Origin of the sequence: Paraburkholderia sp. RL17-380-BIE-A (assembly GCF_046028085.1) — a bacterium.
GTDB lineage: Bacteria > Pseudomonadota > Gammaproteobacteria > Burkholderiales > Burkholderiaceae > Paraburkholderia.
The window spans coordinates 140,890-157,522 of the sequence record NZ_JARESQ010000006.1 but is presented as its reverse complement, the minus strand read 5'-3'; the positions used below and the strand labels follow the sequence as shown (position 1 = coordinate 157,522).

The window sequence follows — 16,633 nt, the reverse complement described above, 5'->3', positions numbered from 1 at the left end:
GATGGATTGCTGACGCGCGTTCTGCACGCATCGATCGCGCCGACGACAGGATCGCCCAGGACCGGCACGGCACGGGCTTCCTGACCGACGAAGGCAACAAGTCACACAGGCCGCCTTCGCAACGGTTGCGCGAACTGAATCGGCAATATGCCGCCAACAAGGAAAACAGATCGATGACACACACGACTCACCCCGACGACGAAGCGCGCCGCACCCTCGAACTGCTCGGTCCGGCGCCCGAGAACTGGGTCCCGGACCAGCCGGGTATCGATCACAACGTGTTCATCGTCGGTGGTGGGCAGACCGGCTGTGCGTTCGCGTTTGCGCTGCGGCGGGCCGGCATCGGCCGAGTGAGCGTGATCGATGCAGCCAATGACGCGTCGAAGGCCGGCGTGTGGCTGACTCGCGCGCGCATGAACAAGCTGCGTACGCCGAAGTCGCTGGTCGGGCCTGAAGTCGGTTTACCGGGGCTCAGCTTTCAGGCGTGGCACGAAGCGCGTTTCGGCGCGGCGTCGTATCGTGAGATCGATCGCATTCCGCGTGAGCAGTGGGCGCAGTATCTGGCGTGGTACCGCGAATTTCTCGGCATCCCGATTCGTTACGGCACACGGCTCGTGAGAATCGAACCGCTGGGCACACATTTCCGCCTGCATCTCGAAGAGAGTGGCAACGCGCGCGTCGAGACGGCGCGCAAGGTGCTGCTGTGCAACGGTGTAGCGGGCAATGGCGGCGCGTTCGTGCCGCGCGTATTGGCACAATTGCCGGCGTTGTTAGTGGCGCATACGTCGCACGACATCGACTTTGCCGCGTTGCGCGGCAAGTCAGTCGCGGTGCTCGGCGGCGCGGCCTCCGCATTCGATGCCGCGGCGAGCGCACTCGAAGCGGGCGCGGCCAACGTGCATCTGTTCGTGCGACGTGCGGCGCTGGCGGCCGTGCCGGTCTCACGTGCGCGCGCCTACCCCGGCGCCTACGACAACTATTTCGATTTGCCCGACGCGCTGCGTTGGGCGCAGGCGCTTCGCTTCAAGCGCTCGGGATCGACCGCACCGCTGGACTCGCTTCAGCGCGTCACACGTTTTCCGAACTTTCACCTGCATACCGGCGCGCAATGGGAATCCGCGCGTGAAGTGGAAGGGCGCATCGCGGCGCAGGTGTCGGGCGAAACGTTCGAGTTCGACTTTGCGATTGCGGGCACGGGCTATTTCATCGATCCGTCGGCGCGGGCAGAGCTTGTGGATTTCGCGTCGCACATCCGGCTGTGGAGCGATCAGTACGCACCACCCGCCAGCGATGCCGACGAAGGGCTCGGCGCGCATCCGTATCTCGGCGCGGCGCTGGAGTATCTGGAGAAATCGCCGGGACAGGCGCCGTATCTGAAAGACATCCACGTCTACAACCCGGCGGGTTTCGTCAGCGCCGGTGTGCCGGTAGGCGACGTGCCGAGTATGAAGCGCGATATTCCCGCGGTGGTCCGCCGTATCAGCCGCGACCTCTTTCTTGCGGATCTCGATTCGCATGCCGCGCGACTTGCGGCGGATGTCCCGGCGGATTTCGACGAAACGGCGTATGCGTCGAGCGTCTGGCAGCGTGAGGCGTCCAACGCTTGAGGTGGAGAGATGCAGGTGCGCCTGGCATCTGCATCTCCGTTGTCACGACTGTCGTTTGTGCGCCGGAGCAGAGTCCACGTAGTTGATGCCGAGGTCGATTCGGTCAGCAAAGCAAGGTGAGCCGGGTATTACCCGCAAGGTCTCATTTAGCTGTGGTCGCTACGCCGGAGATCGCGACACGCCGCGGCACGAGCAGCGTGGCGCAAAGCAGGCTGCCGATCCCCATCGCCGCGATCACGGCGCCCATTGGCCAGGGCGTGCCATCGGCGAAGAAGCCCATGAGTGCCGAGCCCAGAACGCCGGTGCCGTACTGGCTTGCGCCGATGAGCGCCGACATGGTGCCGGCGCGCGCGGGGAATGTGCCGAGCGCACCCGCAATCGCATTGGCGACGATAAAGCCGGTCGCTGAAACGAAAAGGAACAGGGGAATCACGAGGCCGGCCAGCCCGCCCCAGTCCGTCCATGCGTCGATGGCTAGCAGCATGCCCGCGATTGCCGCGCCCCATGTGCCGGCACGCATCAGGCGATCACTCCCGTAGCGTCTCACCAGCCTCGCGTTGATCTGGTTCGTGATCATGATGCCAGCGATGCCCGCTGCAAACAGCACGCCATAGCGCTGCGGCGAAACGTGGTGATAGGTGATGTATGCGAACGGCGTGCCGGCAACATACGCGTACACGCCGCCGTAAAGGAATCCGCCTGCGCCCGCGTAGCCGAGCACCCGGCGATGCTGCAATAGCGTGGCATAGGCGGCGAGCGCGCGGCCGAGCGGTTCGTGATTGCGGCGCGCCTCGGGTAGCGTTTCGGGCAATGCGCCCAATGCGGCGAGCGTCGCCAGCCCGACACCGACCAGCACCCAGAAAATCGCGCGCCATGACGCCACGTGAAGAATGAGGCCACCCACGCTCGGTCCGATCAGCGGTGCGATCGCCATGATCGTCATCAATGTCGACATCATCTGGGCCGCGCGATGGCCGGTGTAGAGATCGCGCACCATCGCGCGGGCGAGCACGACACTCGCGCACGCGCCCCCGGCCTGCACGACTCGCCAGCCGACCAGCGCGCCGCTGCTGGCCGACAGCGCACAGCCGGCCGATCCAATGATGAACAGCACGAGTCCGATGGCGATCGGCATACGGCGGCCGTAACGGTCGCCGATAGGACCCCACAGCAGTTGGCCCACACTGAACCCGATCAGATAGCTGGAGATCGTCAGCTCGATCGCACCGGTGTCGGCGTGCAGCGAGAGCGCCATCGCGGGCAGGGCAGGCAGATACAGGTCCGTCGAGATCGACGCGAACGCCATCAGGAGGCTCAATATGGCGAGGATCCGCAGACCGTGCTGGTCGGCTGCGGGTGTCACGCGTTCCGTTGCAGTGCCGGGCAATGATGCCGCTGGAGCGGGCGAGCGATTATTCAACGACATGATCTGGCATTTCTTTTAAGCCAATAGCGCACCTGCGTTGCCGCAACCTTGCGACGACGCAGGAGCAAACGGGTGGGGCGAAACGTTGGACTAGCGGTCGACGCGCTGCTGCAAATGGGCCGGATAACGATCACCCACGACCTTGATCTGCTTCAACGCCGCTTCGATAGCAGCGAGATCGGCCGCCGACAATTCGACCGCGGCCGCGCCAATGTTTTCTTCCAGCCGATGGATCTTGGTCGTGCCCGGAATCGGCACGATCCACGGCTGTTGCGCCAGCAGCCACGCAAGCGCGATCTGCGCGCGCGTCGCACCCTTGCCATCGGCAATTTTGCCGAGTACCTCGACGAGGCCGGCGTTGGCCTTACGGTTCTCTTCGGAGAAACGCGGCACGACATTGCGAAAATCGGTCTTGTCGAACGACGTGGTCGCATCGATCGCGCCGGTCAGGAAGCCCTTGCCGAGCGGGCTGAACGGCACGAAACCGATGCCCAGTTCTTTCAGCGTGGGTAGCACCGTCTCTTCCGGCTCGCGCCACCACAACGAATACTCGCTCTGCAATGCTGCCACCGGCTGTACAGCGTGGGCGCGGCGGATCGACTGCGCGCCGGCTTCGGACATGCCGAAGTGCTTGACCTTGCCTTGTGCGATCAGATCCTTGACGGCGCCGGCCACGTCTTCGAGAGGCACATTCGGATCGACGCGATGTTGGTAGAAGAGGTCGATACGATCGGTTTTCAGCCGCTTGAGCGATGCCTCGGCGACCGCACGGATGCGTTCGGGCCGGCTGTCGACGCCTTTGGTCACGTCGCCTTCCGTGAAGCCGAACTTGGTTGCGATCACCACCTGATCGCGAAACGGCGCAACGGCTTCTCCGACCAGTTCTTCGTTGAAGAACGGACCATAGGCTTCGGCGGTATCGAAAAACGTGACGCCTTTTTCGAAAGCCGACTGAATCAGCTTGATGCCTGCCGTCTTCTCGGTGGCCGGTCCATAGCCGTAGCTCAAACCCATGCAGCCGAGGCCTAGTGCCGAGACTTCGAGACCGCTGTTTCCAAGTTTGCGCTTTTGCATCTGCATTCTCCTTTCGAAAAGTGACGAGCGTGGAAGGCGGCCTGTTCGCACGGGCGCCACGCGACGTTCAACAGCCTCAAGCTTAGGCTGTTGTGCGTAGCTCAACAATATGGCTAGAATTGCAAAAGGTTATGAGGAAAATTCACTTATGTTGCGAGCCGGCTTATCTGAACTGACCGCATTCGTCGCGATCGCTCATCAGCGCAGCTTCAGTGCGGCGGCGCGGACCTTGGGGGTGTCGCCGTCCGCGTTGAGTCACGCCATGCGGGGACTCGAAGCAAGACTCGACGTGCGCCTCTTCAACCGGACCACCCGCTCGGTCGCGCTGACCGAGGCGGGCGAGCAATTGTTGCGACGAGTCGGGCCCGCCATTGCCGATCTCGAAGACGCCGTGAACGAGGTCGCTTTCGCACGCGACCGCCCGTCGGGTTCGATCCGTATCAGCGCCTCCGAATCAGCCGCGAAGTCGATCGTCCAGCACGTGCTGCCCGATTTTCTGGCGACTTACCCGGATATCCACGTGGAATTCGTCGTGGACACGCGGCTCGTCGACATCGTGGCCGACGGTTTCGATGCGGGCATCCGCGTTCACGAGGATGTGCCACGCGACATGATCGCCGTGAGGTTCGGCCCCGACCTGCGCTTTGCCGCGGTGGCGTCGCCTGATTACTTTGCGCGCCATGAGGCGCCGAAGGCACCGCACGATCTGGCGAAACACCGCTGCATCCGGTTCCGCTTCGAGAGCGGCACGCTCTATCGATGGGATCTCGAATATCACGGCAAAAGCGCGAGTATTGATGTCGACGGCCCCATGACGCTGGGCAACACGAACCTGATGGTCGAGGCGGCGCTGGTGGGCATCGGCATTGCCTGGGTGCCTGACTATCTGGTTGCCGAACACCTCGCAGCGGGGCGGCTCATTCAGGTGCTGGCGGAATGGAGCCCTTCGTTTCCGGGCTTGAGCCTTTATTACCCCGCTAACCGCCATCCTCCCACTGCGCTACGGCTATTCGCACAGGCGGTGCGGGATTGGGCCAACACCGCCGGTGTGCGTTGATTGCCGGCTTCGGGCAGCACGCCGCGCGCTTGGTCGGGTGTTTCGTAGAGCTTGTCGATTTCAATTTGGAGAGTCTTTCCCGCGCGTTGGGTTGAGACTCCCTGCTAGTGTTGCGTGCTTAAAGACGATTTGTGAATTGCGCGCACGTCGCAGGGCGCGATTGTCGTGCTGGGCGCGCGGCGGCTCGACCGGATCAATGCGCTGGCCGAGACAATCGTCGCGGATGGCGGAGTGGCGCTGGCCGTCGCGACCGATGTCACCGATGCGGCACAGGTCAAACATCTCGTCGACACGGCGGTCGAGCAATACGGGCGGGTCGACGTCATGCTCAACAACGCGGGCCTGATGCCGCACTCGTCTCTCAGTGGCGATCCGGCACGAAGGCGATCACATCACCACGATCGAAGGGCTGGAGAGAAACGGTGAACTCCATCCTGTTCAGCAAACGTTCTGGGAGTACGACGCATATCAATGCGGCTACTGTCCAACCGGACAGATGACGAGCGCCGTCGCGATTCTGCGCGACCCCAACATGGCTGCCGACGACGCCAGCGTGCGCGAAGTCATGAGCGTGACGCAATGTCGACCTCGCGCAAAAATAGAATCTTCGTTTGAGACTCGTCGTTCCGACGCCCCGCGTGCTCCATGAATGCAAGCGGACGACATTGACACAATTCTTCTAATCTGGAATAGTATTCAACAAATAACGTCATTCATATCTTCAGACGTTGACTGGGGGCTCGGTCGTCGATGAGCCCGGCCATGGCAGATTCAGCGCCCCACCAGGGCTCATCTCGTAGTAACTGTGGAAATGAACACTTCAACCCAGATGGACTGCGACCTGCTCGTGATCGGCTCCGGCGCCTCGGGGCTGGCCGCGGCGGTCACTGCGGCATGGCATGGTCTCAAGGTCGTCGTAGTGGAAAAAGACGCCGTATTCGGTGGTGCAACGGCGTGGTCGGGCGGCTGGATGTGGGTTCCAGGCAATCCGCTGGCGAGGCGCGCGGGCATCAATGAAGACCCCCAACAGCCCCGCACCTACCTCAGGAACGAACTCGGCCACCGCTACGATCCGGAACGTATCGATGCATTTCTCGACAACTGCGCGCACATGGTGTCCTTCTTCGAAGAGCACACGTCGCTGCAGTTTGTAGACGGCAACGGCATTCCCGATGTACATGGCAACGTCGAAGGTGCAGCAACACAGGGTCATCAGGTCATTGCCGCACCGTACGATGGGCGGCAGGTCGGCCCGCTGATCAAACGTCTGCGCAAGACAATGCGCGAAACCTCGTTCATGGGCATGCCGATCATGGCGGGCGCGGACCTGATGGCTTTTCTGAGCGTGACGCGCTCTCTCAAGTCCTTCACGCACGTCACAAGGCGTTTCACGCGGCATCTGCTCGATCTGGCGCTGTACGGCCGCGCCATGCAACTGGTGAACGGTGTCGCACTGGTCGCGCGCCTTGCCAGGTCGGCGCAGGACCTGGGTGTGACCTTGATGGAGTCCGCACCTGCAACGAGGTTGGTGTTCGAGGGTAAGGCGGTTCGAGGGGCAGTCGTCTCGACGGCCCGGGGCGAGATAACGATTCGCGCGGCGAAGGGCGTCGTGTTGGCCGCCGGCGGGTTCCCCAATGATGTGACACGGCGCAAGGCGCTTTTTCCACGCACACCCACCGGCCGCGAACACCTCGCCTTGCCGCCCGAGAGTTGCTCTGGCGACGGCGTGAGTCTGGGCGAATCGGCGGGTGGCTGCCTTGTCACGGATGTCGCCTCGGCTACCGCCTGGGCGCCCGTGTCGAAAGTTAAGCACGCTGACGGCAGCATTGGCCACTTCCCGCACATTATCGACCGCGCCAAGCCCGGTGTCGTCGGCGTGCTCTCCAACGGCAAGCGCTTCGTGAACGAGGCGGACGGTTATTACGACTACACCTCCGCCATGGTCGCGGCGGCGCCGGAGGGGCAGGAAGTAGCGTCGTGGCTTGTCTGCGATCACCGGTTTCTGCGCCGGTATGGTCTGGGTTACGCACGGCCTTTCCCTGTGCCGGTCGGATCTTTAATCCGCAGCGGTTATCTGCAACGAGGTTCAACGATCGAAGAGCTGGCGAGGCGTTGCGGTATCGATCCTGATGCGCTGGCAGCTACGGTCAGGTTCTACAACGAGCATGCGCGCCGTGGTGAGGACCCTCTGTTTGGACGCGGCTCCACGCCGTATAACCGAAAGGGGGGCGACCCCTTGCACAAAGGCCCGAATCCTTGCGTCGCGCCGATCGAGCACGGACCCTTCTACGCGGTCAAGGTATTCCCGGGCAGCTTCGGCACGTTCGCAGGCCTGAAGACCAACGGCTCCGCTCAGGTGCTCGACGAGAATGGCCAACCTGTTGCCGGCCTGTATGCGGTGGGAACGGACATGGCCAGTGTGATGGGCGGTTTCTATCCGTCGGGCGGCATCAACCTCGGTCCTGCAATGACGTTCGGTTACGTCGCCGGCCGCCATGCGGCCAATGCGACGGACTACGAACCTCATGACGTTGAGGCGCTCGCCACCACCGGCGCATCAAAGGTGTCGAACCGGATGCCGCTTCCCACCCACTGACGGCAGGACTTCTTCTAGCGCGCTGTGCACACGCTGTTTCGCGTGTGCACAGCGCGTTTTACTTATCGCGGCACGTCCAGCAAAAACTCCACCATGCGGTCGCAGACGCGGCCGAACATCTGCGTGCCTGTCACTGTCTGGCATCCCCGTGCGCGCGCTGCTTCGATCAAGGGTGTCAGCGGCGGTTTGGTCACGACATCGCCCACGAAGGTCCCGGCTCGAAGGCGTGACACATCGATCGGCAATGGGTCGTCCGCACGCATGCCGAGCGGCGACGCGTTGACCACGATATCGAACGTGTGCGCTTGCACATCGGAGGCGACGCTACGCACCCTGCCGCGTTGCAGCGCATTGAGCCGGTCGACCAGAGATGTCGTACGGCCCGCGTCGTTATCACGTATGTCGAGCGATGTCAGTCCCGCACTCACTAGCGCGTGACCGATCGCCGATCCCGCCCCGCCTGCGCCCACGAGCAACGCGCGCTTGCCGGTCAGATCACAACCCGCATTCGTCAGCGCTGCCACGAATCCTGTGCCGTCGAACATGGCGCCGTGCCAGTCGCCGTTGGGCGTGCGACGCAGCGTATTGACCGCGCCGAGGAAACTCGCTTCGTCGGAAAGCGTCGCGCAGTACCCGGCCGCGTTGAACTTGTGGGGCACGGTAATGATCACGCCGTCGACGTTGCGCATCGGCGTGACGCCCGCGAAGAACGCGGGCAGATCGGCCGGCGCCACGTGGGCGGGTACCACCAGCGCGTCGCGCCCCGCTGCCCGCAATGCGCCCGTGACGCCGGCTGGCGAGCGGACCTGGGCGATCGGGTCGCCGACAATGAAATAGATACGCGTCGCGCCGCTAAGGCCTTCATCGAGCGACGGGGAAAACGAAGATGGGTTCTGCTGGCTCATGCTGTGTTCGACCTCCTGTTGTGTCTATGTGTCCCATGCGCAACGAGTACCACGGCCCGCTTCCATCAAGGCGCCGCGATCGTCGTCGCTGCTCAGTTTCGATGAACTTTAATCTTTAGTGGAATAGTATTCAACAATTAAAGTTGATTCGATGTGTGGCCGATGCCTGTCGGGCTGGATGCGCCGCAGCGTACAGGTCAACGTGGAGCAGACGAGCGGGAGCCGGACGAGTCGCGACAGGGTAGGGATAAGTCCTGTTTGAATAAAATAGTAAAGTGGAATAGTATTCAACATAAATGAGGTATCCCTTCTGAGACGAAACGGGTTGGTAATGAAGCGTGAACCGATGCTCGAATGTGATGTGCTGGTGTTGGGCTCAGGCGCGGGTGGTCTGGCCGTTGCGGTCACCGCCGCTGTGCGCGGACTGCGTGTGATCGTTGCGGAGAAGGAGGCGGTTTTCGGGGGCACGACGGCGTGGTCCGGCGGATGGATGTGGATACCACGCAACCCCCTCGCCGTGCGCGCAGGGATCACCGAGGCGGCGGATGCGCCGCGCACCTATCTGCGCAACGAACTCGGCTCTCATTTCGATGCGGCCAGAATTGGCGCGCTGCTGGAGCACGGTCCGCGAATGGTCGAGTTCTTCGAGCAGCATACGTCGATGCGTTTTGTCGACGGCAACCGGATTCCAGACTTCCACACCACGCCGGGCTTTGGGACCGGAGGCCGCTCGGTCTGCGCGATGCCGTTCGACGGCCGCGAGCTGGGACCGTTGATCCACAAGCTACGACCGCCGCTCGGCGTCACGACGCTCAAGGGGATGGCGATCGCCTCGGGTAGTGACCTCGCTCATTTCTTCAACGCGACACGCTCTCTGCGTTCCGCACTGCATGTCACCCGGCGATTAGCGACATTTGCCGTGCATAAGCTTCGCTATGGTCGCTCGATGCATCTGGTCAACGGGCACGCGCTGGTTGCGCGGCTGCTGAAGTCGGCCGCGGACCATGGCGTCGATCTGCGCGTGAACGCGAAAGCCGTAGGGTTGCTTCGCGAGGCGGGTCGCGTGGTGGGGGCCCGCGTCGAGATTGATGGTGTCGCCAACGAGGTGCGAGCTTTGCGCGGCGTCGTCCTGGCCTGCGGCGGCTATCCGCATGACGCTGCGCGGCGCGCGCAAACCTTCGCTTACACGCCGTCGGGACGTGAGCATTGGTCGGCCGCGCCACGCTCGAATACGGGCGACGGCATTCGCATGGGCGAGGCGATTGGCGGCCATTTCGATGGCGCGCTTGAAGCGCCCGCGGCGTGGGCGCCTGTGTCGCTCGTGCCGCAGCGAAATGGCCGGCCTGCCGTTGCGTTCCCGCATCTGATCGAACGCGCCAAACCGGGTGTGATTGCGGTGACGCGCGCAGGTAAGCGGTTCGCCAATGAAGCGTCGTCCTATTACGACCTGATGAGCGCGCTCTTCGATGCCACTCCGGCAGGCGAAGAAGTGTGCGCGTGGCTGGTGTGTGACCATCGTTTCCAGCGCCGTTACGGTCTGGGCGTGTCGAAGCCGTTTCCGTTTCCGACTCGCCCGTACCGTCGTACGGGGTATCTCAAGCGGGCGAGCAGTCTCGCCGAGCTGGCAATACAGTGTGGCATCGATCCACAGGGTCTCGCGAGCACCGTGGCGGCCTACAACACGCATGCAAAGGACGGCGCCGATCCGCAGTTTCATCGCGGCACCACACCCTACAACCGCGTGCAGGGCGATGCACGGCACAAGCCGAATCCGTGCGTCGCGCCGCTCGAAAACGGCCCGTTCTACGCGATCAAACTGCTTCCCGGCAGCCTCGGCACATTCGCCGGCCTCGCGACCGATGCTGCCGCTCGCGTTCTGGACAAGGAGAACCGGCCGGTGGCCGGACTCTACGCCGTCGGCAATGACAGCGCGAGTGTGATGGGCGGCTGTTACCCGGCTGGCGGCATTACGCTCGGCCCCGCGATGACCTTCGGTTATCTCGCGGGCCTTTCTCTCTCCGGTCTGAATCAGACGGAGTCGGTTGAAGAATCCTCACATCATGCGCAAGGACAAATGCAATGACTCTCTACGACGTAGTGACGCTCACCGTGAAAATAGGCTCGAATCCGCAGGTTTTCGAAAGCATCAGGTCAAGCGGCAAGCAGCCCGGCTCGACACTGTTCGGCTGCTGGTATTCGGACATCGGCGCGCTGGGGCAAGTGATGGTGTTGCGCGGCTTCGAATCGGAAGCCGCATTGATCACCGAGCGCAAGCGCATGCTGCTCGAAGGCAACCCGTTCGGTTGCGGCGAGTTTGTCACCGACGTGAAGATCGACAGCTACTCGCTGTTCCCCTTCCTGCCGCCGATCGAACCTGCCGTGCACGGCGGCATCTACGAGATGCGCGTCTACGGCACGAAGCTCGCGAGCCTGCAGCACACCATCGACGCGTGGGAAAAAGCATTGCCTGAACGCACGCAGCGCTCGCCGCTGATCGGTGCGATGTATTCGCTCGATGGCACGGTGCCGCGCTTCCTGAACATCTGGGCATATGCGGGCGTCGACGAACGTTCGCGGATTCGCGCCGAAGCGGTGAAAGACGGCGTCTGGCCGCCCATGGGCGGTCCTGCGCATCTGACCACGATGGAATCGACGATCTATGTGCCGGCACCGTTTTCACCGCTGCGCTGAACACGCTCTGCAAATGAAATGACTAACCGAACCGAAGGAAACGACATGACACAGCACAACGCTCGCGCGCTTTCTCTCTCGGCGCTGACCGTGCTTGAGCTGACGCCGCCGCAAATGGTGGAATGCGCGGCGCAGGCGGGCTATGACTACGTCGGGCTGCGTCTGTTGCCCGCCACCGATCAGGAAGTGCGTCACGAGATCGTCGGCGATACGCCGTTGAAACGTGAAACGCTGGCGCGCTTGCGAGACACGGGCATCAAGGTGCTCGACGTGGAGATTCTCCGCCTGAAGCCGGAGACCGATGTGACGGACTACGAGCCCATGCTCGAGACCGCGGCGGAACTGGGCGCACGCTACGTGCTTGTGGCGGGTAACGACCCCGACGAAGCACGCACGTCGGAGCGCCTCGCGCAACTCTGCGATCTCGCGAAGCCGCTCGGACTGTCCCCCTCGCTCGAACCGATGCCGTGGACGAATGCGAAGGACATCACGCAGGGCGCTCGCATCGTCAAGGCAGCGGGCCGCTGCAATACTGGTCTCATCATCGACCCGCTTCACTTCGATCGTGCCGGTTCGTCGACTGCAGAACTCGCTGCACTGCCGCGCGAGTATTTTGGTTACGTGCAGTTTTGCGATGGGCCCGCGGAGCGTCCGACCGACCTCGAGACACTGCTGTTCCAGGCCCGCTGCGAGCGGATGATTCCGGGCGAAGGCGGGATCGATCTCGTAGGCATCCTGCGCGCGCTTCCCGATCATTTGCCGCTCAGCATCGAAGTGCCGACGGAGCAATGGGCGAAAACCGCGCCTGCGCTCGAACGTGCGCGCAAGCTGCGCGAGGCGACGCTGAACGTGCTCGCCCGGGCTTACGCGGTGGACTGATGCGCGTGACAGGGTAAAACGCAGTCCGTCGAAGCGCGCGCAAGATGCTGCTCGGACTGGCATCCATTATCGACAACAACAAATAACCTTCCGGAGACAACCTATGAATGCTTCACTCAAGGCCAACCGGCCGAACACACGGGCGTCGGCTGTCATCGACGTACAAAAGCTTCTCGACGAACAGCCAGTCGGACGGTTCCAGATTCTCGTCCTGATGATGTGCATGGTCATCGTCACTCTCGATGGCCTCGATACCGTGATGATCGGTTTCATCGCGCCGGCGCTATCGGGCGCGTGGGCCATTCCACGCGATGCGCTGGGTCCCGTCATGAGCGGCGGCCTGCTCGGGCTCGCTTTCGGCGCGCTGTGCGCGGGACCTCTTGCCGACCGCTTCGGCCGCAAGACGGTCATGACGATCGCCGTGCTGTTCTTCGGCGTGTGGAGCCTCGGTTCGGCGTTCGCGAGCAACGTGACCGAGTTGACCGTGCTGCGCTTTCTGACCGGCCTCGGGCTCGGTGCCTCCATGCCTAATGCGGCGACATTGATGGCCGAGTACGCGCCGCAGCGCTGCCGCGCACTGATGGTGACGACTGTGTTTTGCGGCTTCACGCTCGGTGCCGCGGGCGGCGGCTTCGTAAGCGCCTGGCTGATTGCGGCCTACGGCTGGCACTCGGTGTTGATACTCGGAGGCGTACTGCCGATTCTCTATGTTCCGCTGATGATCAAGTGGTTGCCCGAATCGGCGCGCTATCTGTCGCTCAAGGAGACGCGCCGTGCGCGGCTCGTGGGCGTGCTGAACCGCATCCAGCCGGACATGGCGGACGAAGCAACGCGTTTCGTCGCACAGGACACGCAGCAGCGCGAGCGCAGCCCGGTGCGCCTGATCCTGTCGCGCGACTACGTATTCGGCACGGTGATGTTGTGGATCTGCTATTTCGCGGGCTTGCTGACTGTTTATCTGTTGGGCAGCTGGCTGCCGACATTGATTCGGGGCGCCGGGTTCACGCTCGGGCAGGCGGCGATCGTCGGCGCGCTGTTTCAGGCGGGCGGCACGATCGGCTCGCTCGCAATCGGCTGGCTGATGGACCGCCTCAATCCCCACCGCGTGTTGGGCGCAACAGTGTTCGTGGGGGGTGTCTTTGCGTGGTACATGGGTTTGCCGGGGCATGGAATCACGGGTATCGGCATGCTTGCGTTCGGCATGGGCTACTGCATGAACGGCTCCAACACCGGCTTTTGCGCGTTGGCCGCCGGTTCCTATCCGACCCGCATGCGCGCCACTGGCACTAGCTGGATGCTCGGCATTGGGCGCTTTGGCGGCATTGCAGGGGCGATGCTCGGCGCCAGCATGCTGCACGCGAATTGGGGCTTCGGTGAAGTGCTCACGGCGCTTGCGGTTCCCGCAACGGTAGGTGCCGCGGCGGTGCTTCTCAAAGGCGCCCGCCATCGCGGCTCAGTACTGCGGGTTGAAGGCAGCGCAAGCCACTAGGCAGTCGACACGAACCGCAGCGCGATTTGCCTCCGCTTGAGTTCCGGTGTGGAATCGTGTTCTCATTCGGTATCTAAGTCGAATTGAGAGTGCAATCTATGGCTGGGAATCTTGAGCGGGCATTGGCCATCATCGAACTGCTCGCGAAACAGGGCGGCAGTTTGCAACTGGCCGCGATCGCCGACACGCTGAATATCCCGCGCAGCGGCACGCATCGCTTGCTGGCCGAGCTCACCGAAGAAGGGTATGTGCGGCAGGACGAGCACGGCGAGTATGTGCTGGCGCTCAAGCTGGTCTCGCTTGCATTGATGTGGCTGTCCACCGGGGGTGTGCTCGATATTTCGCAGCCCGTGCTCGACCGGCTGGCGTCGGCCTCGGGCGAACTCGCGCGGCTCGGTGTGGTCGAGGACGATCACATTACGTTTGTCGGCAAGGCGCAGGGCGCCCGCTCCGGTCTTCGCTATGACCCGGACATGGGCAGTCAGCCGCCCCTTCACTGCACTGCGAGCGGGCAGGCGTGGCTGTCGAGCATGAGCGACGAAGAGGCGCTCGAGCTGGTTTCGCGCCAGGGAGGCATTGGCAAGGCGGGGCAGACCGGGCCGAGAGCGCCGAAGTCGATCCAGCAGTTTCTTCAGGATCTGGCCGGCGCGCGCAAACGCGGCTATGGCGTCGCAAGCGACACGTATGAAGTCGGCATGACCTCGATGGCAGCGGTGATCCGTCATCCAGTGACGGGCCTCGTTGTCGGCGTGGTGAGTCTGGCCGGACCGACGAGCCGGTTGCCGGATGCGCGGCTGAAGGAACTTGCGCCTGCGTTGCTCGAAGCGGCATCGGATATGGGAGCGGCCACGCTCAGTTCGCCGTATTTCAAGCGCAGCCTGAAAGTGGTGCCCGTTGCTGCGGCGAGCGATGTGCGGCCCGTCGTGGCCAAGCGCAAAGGACGGCCTCGGGCGGCGTGACCGTGCGCGGAGCCGGGCGGGGCGCCCGGCTCGCGGTATGTTCATGTCGGTGAGCCACGAGGGCGCTCACCAAAAGTCTTCCTGTTTACAGATTCACCAACGGTTTCACACAGTCGCGCGCGGCGGCGGCGCGATTGCGTCGGACTGCTTCAGCGCAACCGAACCCGACGCGGCGCGTGCCGCATGCTTTGCGACTCGCCAGCCAAATACGATCGCGGGTCCGAGCGTGGTCCCAGGGCCGGGGTAGGTGCCGCGAAATATCGAGGCGAGGTCGTTGCCGCATGCGTAGAGGCCAGGAATGACATGGCCGTCGTTGTCGAGTACCTGGCCGTTGGCGTTGCCGGCCAGACCCGCGCTGCAGGCCAGATCGGCAGGCCAGACCGTCACCGCGTAGTACGGCCCCGGGCCGATCGGGCGAATGCACGGATTCGGCTGTTGGGCGGCATCGCCATTGAAACGGTTCATCGGGCTCGAGCCGCGGTGAAACGCGGGATCCAGACCCTGCGCCGCGTCGCGGTTGTAGATGCTGACGGTGCGCTCGAGTCCCGCCGCGTCGACCCCTAGCTTTCCAGCGAGTTCGGCCAGCGTGCCGCCCTTGATCAGATAGCCCGCCTTTTCAAAACTGGCGATACGATTGTGGCTTCGCTCGCGCATGAGCAGGCCGAGACCATAGTCGCGAACGAAGGCGGCATCCACGACCAGGTGGGCAGGCACGCTTTGAGCGTTGCCCGCGCTGCGCAGCATGCCCATGACGAAGTCGTGATACGAGTCCGACTCGTTGACGAATCGTTCGCCGAGCTTGTTCACCGCGATCAGTCCTGGTTTCGCCCGATCGAGAATGATGTGCGGCCAGATCCTGTCCTGTCCGTCGCGCGAACGCAAAATCGAGCAGGGCATCCAGAGGCCGGGACTATCGTGCCCATCATCGAGCTGCGCGTTGATCTTGAGCGCACTGCCTACGCCGTCGCCAGTATGCGTGTCGGGCGAAAGCGATAAGGGTTGGGCGCCGGCGGGGAACAGTTGCTTGCGCAGAACCGGATGGCGGGTAATGCCGCCGGTAGCAAGCACCACGCCGCGACGCGCGCGAATACGCTTGCGACCAGCGCCTTTCTGTTCGACCACAGCGCCGGTGACTTCGCCTTGCTCGATCACCAGCTCGATCAACGGTGTTTCGAAGCGGACCTCCACTTTCTGTTTGCGCAAGCTGTAGAAGAGCCGTGCGGCCAGCGCATTGCCCATGACAAGCTGAGTGCCGCGTGGATAGCGCAGCCTGTCCATCACGTAGCGGCCCACCACCGCCAGCGTGCGCGAGAAGTTCTTCCTGGAGGCGAACGGCGCGAGCAGCGCGTCGAGATCGGTGCGCGCCACCATCATGCCGCCGAGACCCATGAACTCTTTGCGTGGCGGTCTCACACGGACGAATTCGTCGCCGAGCAGGCGTCCGTCGAACGCGACCGGCGCGAGCGCGCGCCCACCGAAGGCCGCGCCGGGCCCCGTCACGTAATCCGGGTGCGCGGTCGCGGCGACGAATTTCACCTCGCTGATGCGCTGGAGTTCGTCGATCGCTATCGGCCCGCTTTCCAGAAACGCCTCACGCGCTTCGTCGCCGCCGCGATCGCCGACCACCGACGCGAGAAAACGCCGCGCGTCGTCGACGCTGTCGGGCACGCCCGCGCTCGCGCTCAATTGCGTGCCTGGCACCCAAGTCGTGCCGCCCGAGGTGGACGTGATTCCGCCGACGGCGTCTGTCTTTTCACACACGAGAACCTTGATGCCTTCGTGATGCGCGACCAGCGCGGCGGTCATGCCGCCTGCGCCGGCACCGAAGACCAGCAGGTCAACTTCCTCGTCCCATTGTGTTTGCCTTGCTTCGTTCATGCCTCGTGTGTCTCCGTCTGCTTTGTACAGAAATGTGTAGAACAAGTTTTGTTAATGGAATAGTATTCCAAA

At 63.3% G+C, this 16,633-nt stretch carries 14 protein-coding genes; 10 read left to right on the top strand and 4 right to left on the bottom strand.

Features of this window, described 5'->3' with window-relative positions:
- Positions 1 to 173 precede the first annotated feature (173 nt).
- Positions 174 to 1,607, top strand: coding sequence for an NAD(P)-binding domain-containing protein (locus P0D68_RS12355; RefSeq protein ID WP_408293905.1), 1,434 nt, complete (start codon positions 174 to 176; stop codon positions 1,605 to 1,607).
- 142 nt (positions 1,608 to 1,749) lie between these two features.
- On the opposite strand, the gene P0D68_RS12350 is transcribed toward P0D68_RS12355, so the two are convergent.
- Both P0D68_RS12350 and P0D68_RS12345 read right to left on the bottom strand, forming a co-directional pair.
- Positions 1,750 to 3,033: a multidrug effflux MFS transporter gene (locus P0D68_RS12350; protein WP_408293902.1), complete on the bottom strand. Its 1,284-nt coding sequence runs from the start codon at positions 3,031 to 3,033 to the stop codon at positions 1,750 to 1,752.
- Positions 3,034 to 3,123: 90 nt separating this feature from the next.
- The gene (locus tag P0D68_RS12345; protein ID WP_408293899.1) at positions 3,124 to 4,107 is read right to left on the bottom strand and encodes an aldo/keto reductase; all 984 of its coding nucleotides are present in this window, start codon (positions 4,105 to 4,107) and stop codon (positions 3,124 to 3,126) included.
- Between the two features lie 148 nt (positions 4,108 to 4,255).
- Here P0D68_RS12345 and P0D68_RS12340 point away from each other — a divergent pair, with 148 nt between their 5' ends.
- From P0D68_RS12340 to P0D68_RS12325, 4 genes are all read left to right on the top strand, one after another.
- Complete coding sequence (locus tag P0D68_RS12340) at positions 4,256 to 5,164, top strand: LysR family transcriptional regulator (protein ID WP_035483067.1); 909 nt, start codon at positions 4,256 to 4,258, stop codon at positions 5,162 to 5,164.
- A 135-nt stretch (positions 5,165 to 5,299) separates the two neighbouring features.
- Complete coding sequence (locus tag P0D68_RS12335) at positions 5,300 to 5,590, top strand: SDR family oxidoreductase (RefSeq protein WP_408294418.1); 291 nt, start codon at positions 5,300 to 5,302, stop codon at positions 5,588 to 5,590.
- Entirely contained in the window at positions 5,529 to 5,813 is a 285-nt protein-coding gene (locus P0D68_RS12330; protein ID WP_408293896.1) for a (2Fe-2S)-binding protein, read from the top strand. The genes P0D68_RS12335 and P0D68_RS12330 overlap by 62 nt, the downstream gene beginning before the upstream one ends.
- Positions 5,814 to 5,975: 162 nt before the next feature.
- Positions 5,976 to 7,760 carry an FAD-dependent oxidoreductase gene (locus P0D68_RS12325; RefSeq protein ID WP_408293893.1) on the top strand — a complete coding sequence of 595 codons (1,785 nt, stop codon included), beginning with the start codon at positions 5,976 to 5,978 and terminating at the stop codon, positions 7,758 to 7,760.
- A 62-nt stretch (positions 7,761 to 7,822) separates the two neighbouring features.
- Here P0D68_RS12325 and P0D68_RS12320 read toward each other — a convergent pair whose 3' ends face one another.
- The gene (locus P0D68_RS12320; RefSeq protein WP_408293890.1) at positions 7,823 to 8,665 is read right to left on the bottom strand and encodes a shikimate dehydrogenase family protein; all 843 of its coding nucleotides are present in this window, start codon (positions 8,663 to 8,665) and stop codon (positions 7,823 to 7,825) included.
- 331 nt (positions 8,666 to 8,996) lie between these two features.
- Between P0D68_RS12320 and P0D68_RS12315 the strand changes: the two genes are divergently transcribed.
- The 5 genes from P0D68_RS12315 to P0D68_RS12295 all read left to right on the top strand — a co-directional run bounded on the left by P0D68_RS12315 (position 8,997) and on the right by P0D68_RS12295 (position 14,683).
- Positions 8,997 to 10,748, top strand: a complete 1,752-nt coding sequence (locus tag P0D68_RS12315; protein ID WP_408293887.1) for an FAD-dependent oxidoreductase — start codon at positions 8,997 to 8,999, stop codon at positions 10,746 to 10,748.
- Positions 10,745 to 11,356 carry an NIPSNAP family protein gene (locus P0D68_RS12310; protein WP_408293884.1) on the top strand — a complete coding sequence of 204 codons (612 nt, stop codon included), beginning with the start codon at positions 10,745 to 10,747 and terminating at the stop codon, positions 11,354 to 11,356. The genes P0D68_RS12315 and P0D68_RS12310 overlap by 4 nt, the downstream gene beginning before the upstream one ends.
- 45 nt (positions 11,357 to 11,401) lie before the next feature.
- A complete protein-coding gene (locus P0D68_RS12305; RefSeq protein WP_408293882.1) occupies positions 11,402 to 12,235 on the top strand; it encodes a sugar phosphate isomerase/epimerase family protein in 834 nt (277 codons plus the stop codon).
- Positions 12,236 to 12,338: 103 nt separating this feature from the next.
- Positions 12,339 to 13,724 carry an MFS transporter gene (locus tag P0D68_RS12300; RefSeq protein ID WP_408293879.1) on the top strand — a complete coding sequence of 462 codons (1,386 nt, stop codon included), beginning with the start codon at positions 12,339 to 12,341 and terminating at the stop codon, positions 13,722 to 13,724.
- A 98-nt stretch (positions 13,725 to 13,822) separates the two neighbouring features.
- Positions 13,823 to 14,683, top strand: coding sequence for an IclR family transcriptional regulator (locus P0D68_RS12295; protein ID WP_408187286.1), 861 nt, complete (start codon positions 13,823 to 13,825; stop codon positions 14,681 to 14,683).
- Positions 14,684 to 14,788: 105 nt separating this feature from the next.
- Here the strand turns inward: P0D68_RS12295 and P0D68_RS12290 are convergent, their stop codons facing one another.
- Entirely contained in the window at positions 14,789 to 16,561 is a 1,773-nt protein-coding gene (locus P0D68_RS12290; RefSeq protein ID WP_408293876.1) for an FAD-dependent oxidoreductase, read from the bottom strand.
- Positions 16,562 to 16,633: the final 72 nt, after the last annotated feature.

Excerpts from the sequence above, each read along its gene's own strand:
- P0D68_RS12290 (WP_408293876.1), bottom strand. The coding sequence starts at position 16,561 with ATGAACGAAGCAAGGCAAACACAATGGGACGAGGAAGTTGACCTGCTG.
- P0D68_RS12300 (WP_408293879.1), top strand. The coding sequence starts at position 12,339 with ATGAATGCTTCACTCAAGGCCAACCGGCCGAACACACGGGCGTCGGCT.
- P0D68_RS12350 (WP_408293902.1), bottom strand. The coding sequence starts at position 3,033 with ATGTCGTTGAATAATCGCTCGCCCGCTCCAGCGGCATCATTGCCCGGC.
- P0D68_RS12345 (WP_408293899.1), bottom strand. The coding sequence starts at position 4,107 with ATGCAAAAGCGCAAACTTGGAAACAGCGGTCTCGAAGTCTCGGCACTA.
- P0D68_RS12325 (WP_408293893.1), top strand. The coding sequence starts at position 5,976 with ATGAACACTTCAACCCAGATGGACTGCGACCTGCTCGTGATCGGCTCC.
- P0D68_RS12295 (WP_408187286.1), top strand. The coding sequence starts at position 13,823 with ATGGCTGGGAATCTTGAGCGGGCATTGGCCATCATCGAACTGCTCGCG.
- P0D68_RS12315 (WP_408293887.1), top strand. The coding sequence starts at position 8,997 with ATGAAGCGTGAACCGATGCTCGAATGTGATGTGCTGGTGTTGGGCTCA.
- P0D68_RS12355 (WP_408293905.1), top strand. The coding sequence starts at position 174 with ATGACACACACGACTCACCCCGACGACGAAGCGCGCCGCACCCTCGAA.
- P0D68_RS12320 (WP_408293890.1), bottom strand. The coding sequence starts at position 8,665 with ATGAGCCAGCAGAACCCATCTTCGTTTTCCCCGTCGCTCGATGAAGGC.
- P0D68_RS12305 (WP_408293882.1), top strand. The coding sequence starts at position 11,402 with ATGACACAGCACAACGCTCGCGCGCTTTCTCTCTCGGCGCTGACCGTG.
- P0D68_RS12310 (WP_408293884.1), top strand. The coding sequence starts at position 10,745 with ATGACTCTCTACGACGTAGTGACGCTCACCGTGAAAATAGGCTCGAAT.
- P0D68_RS12340 (WP_035483067.1), top strand. The coding sequence starts at position 4,256 with ATGTTGCGAGCCGGCTTATCTGAACTGACCGCATTCGTCGCGATCGCT.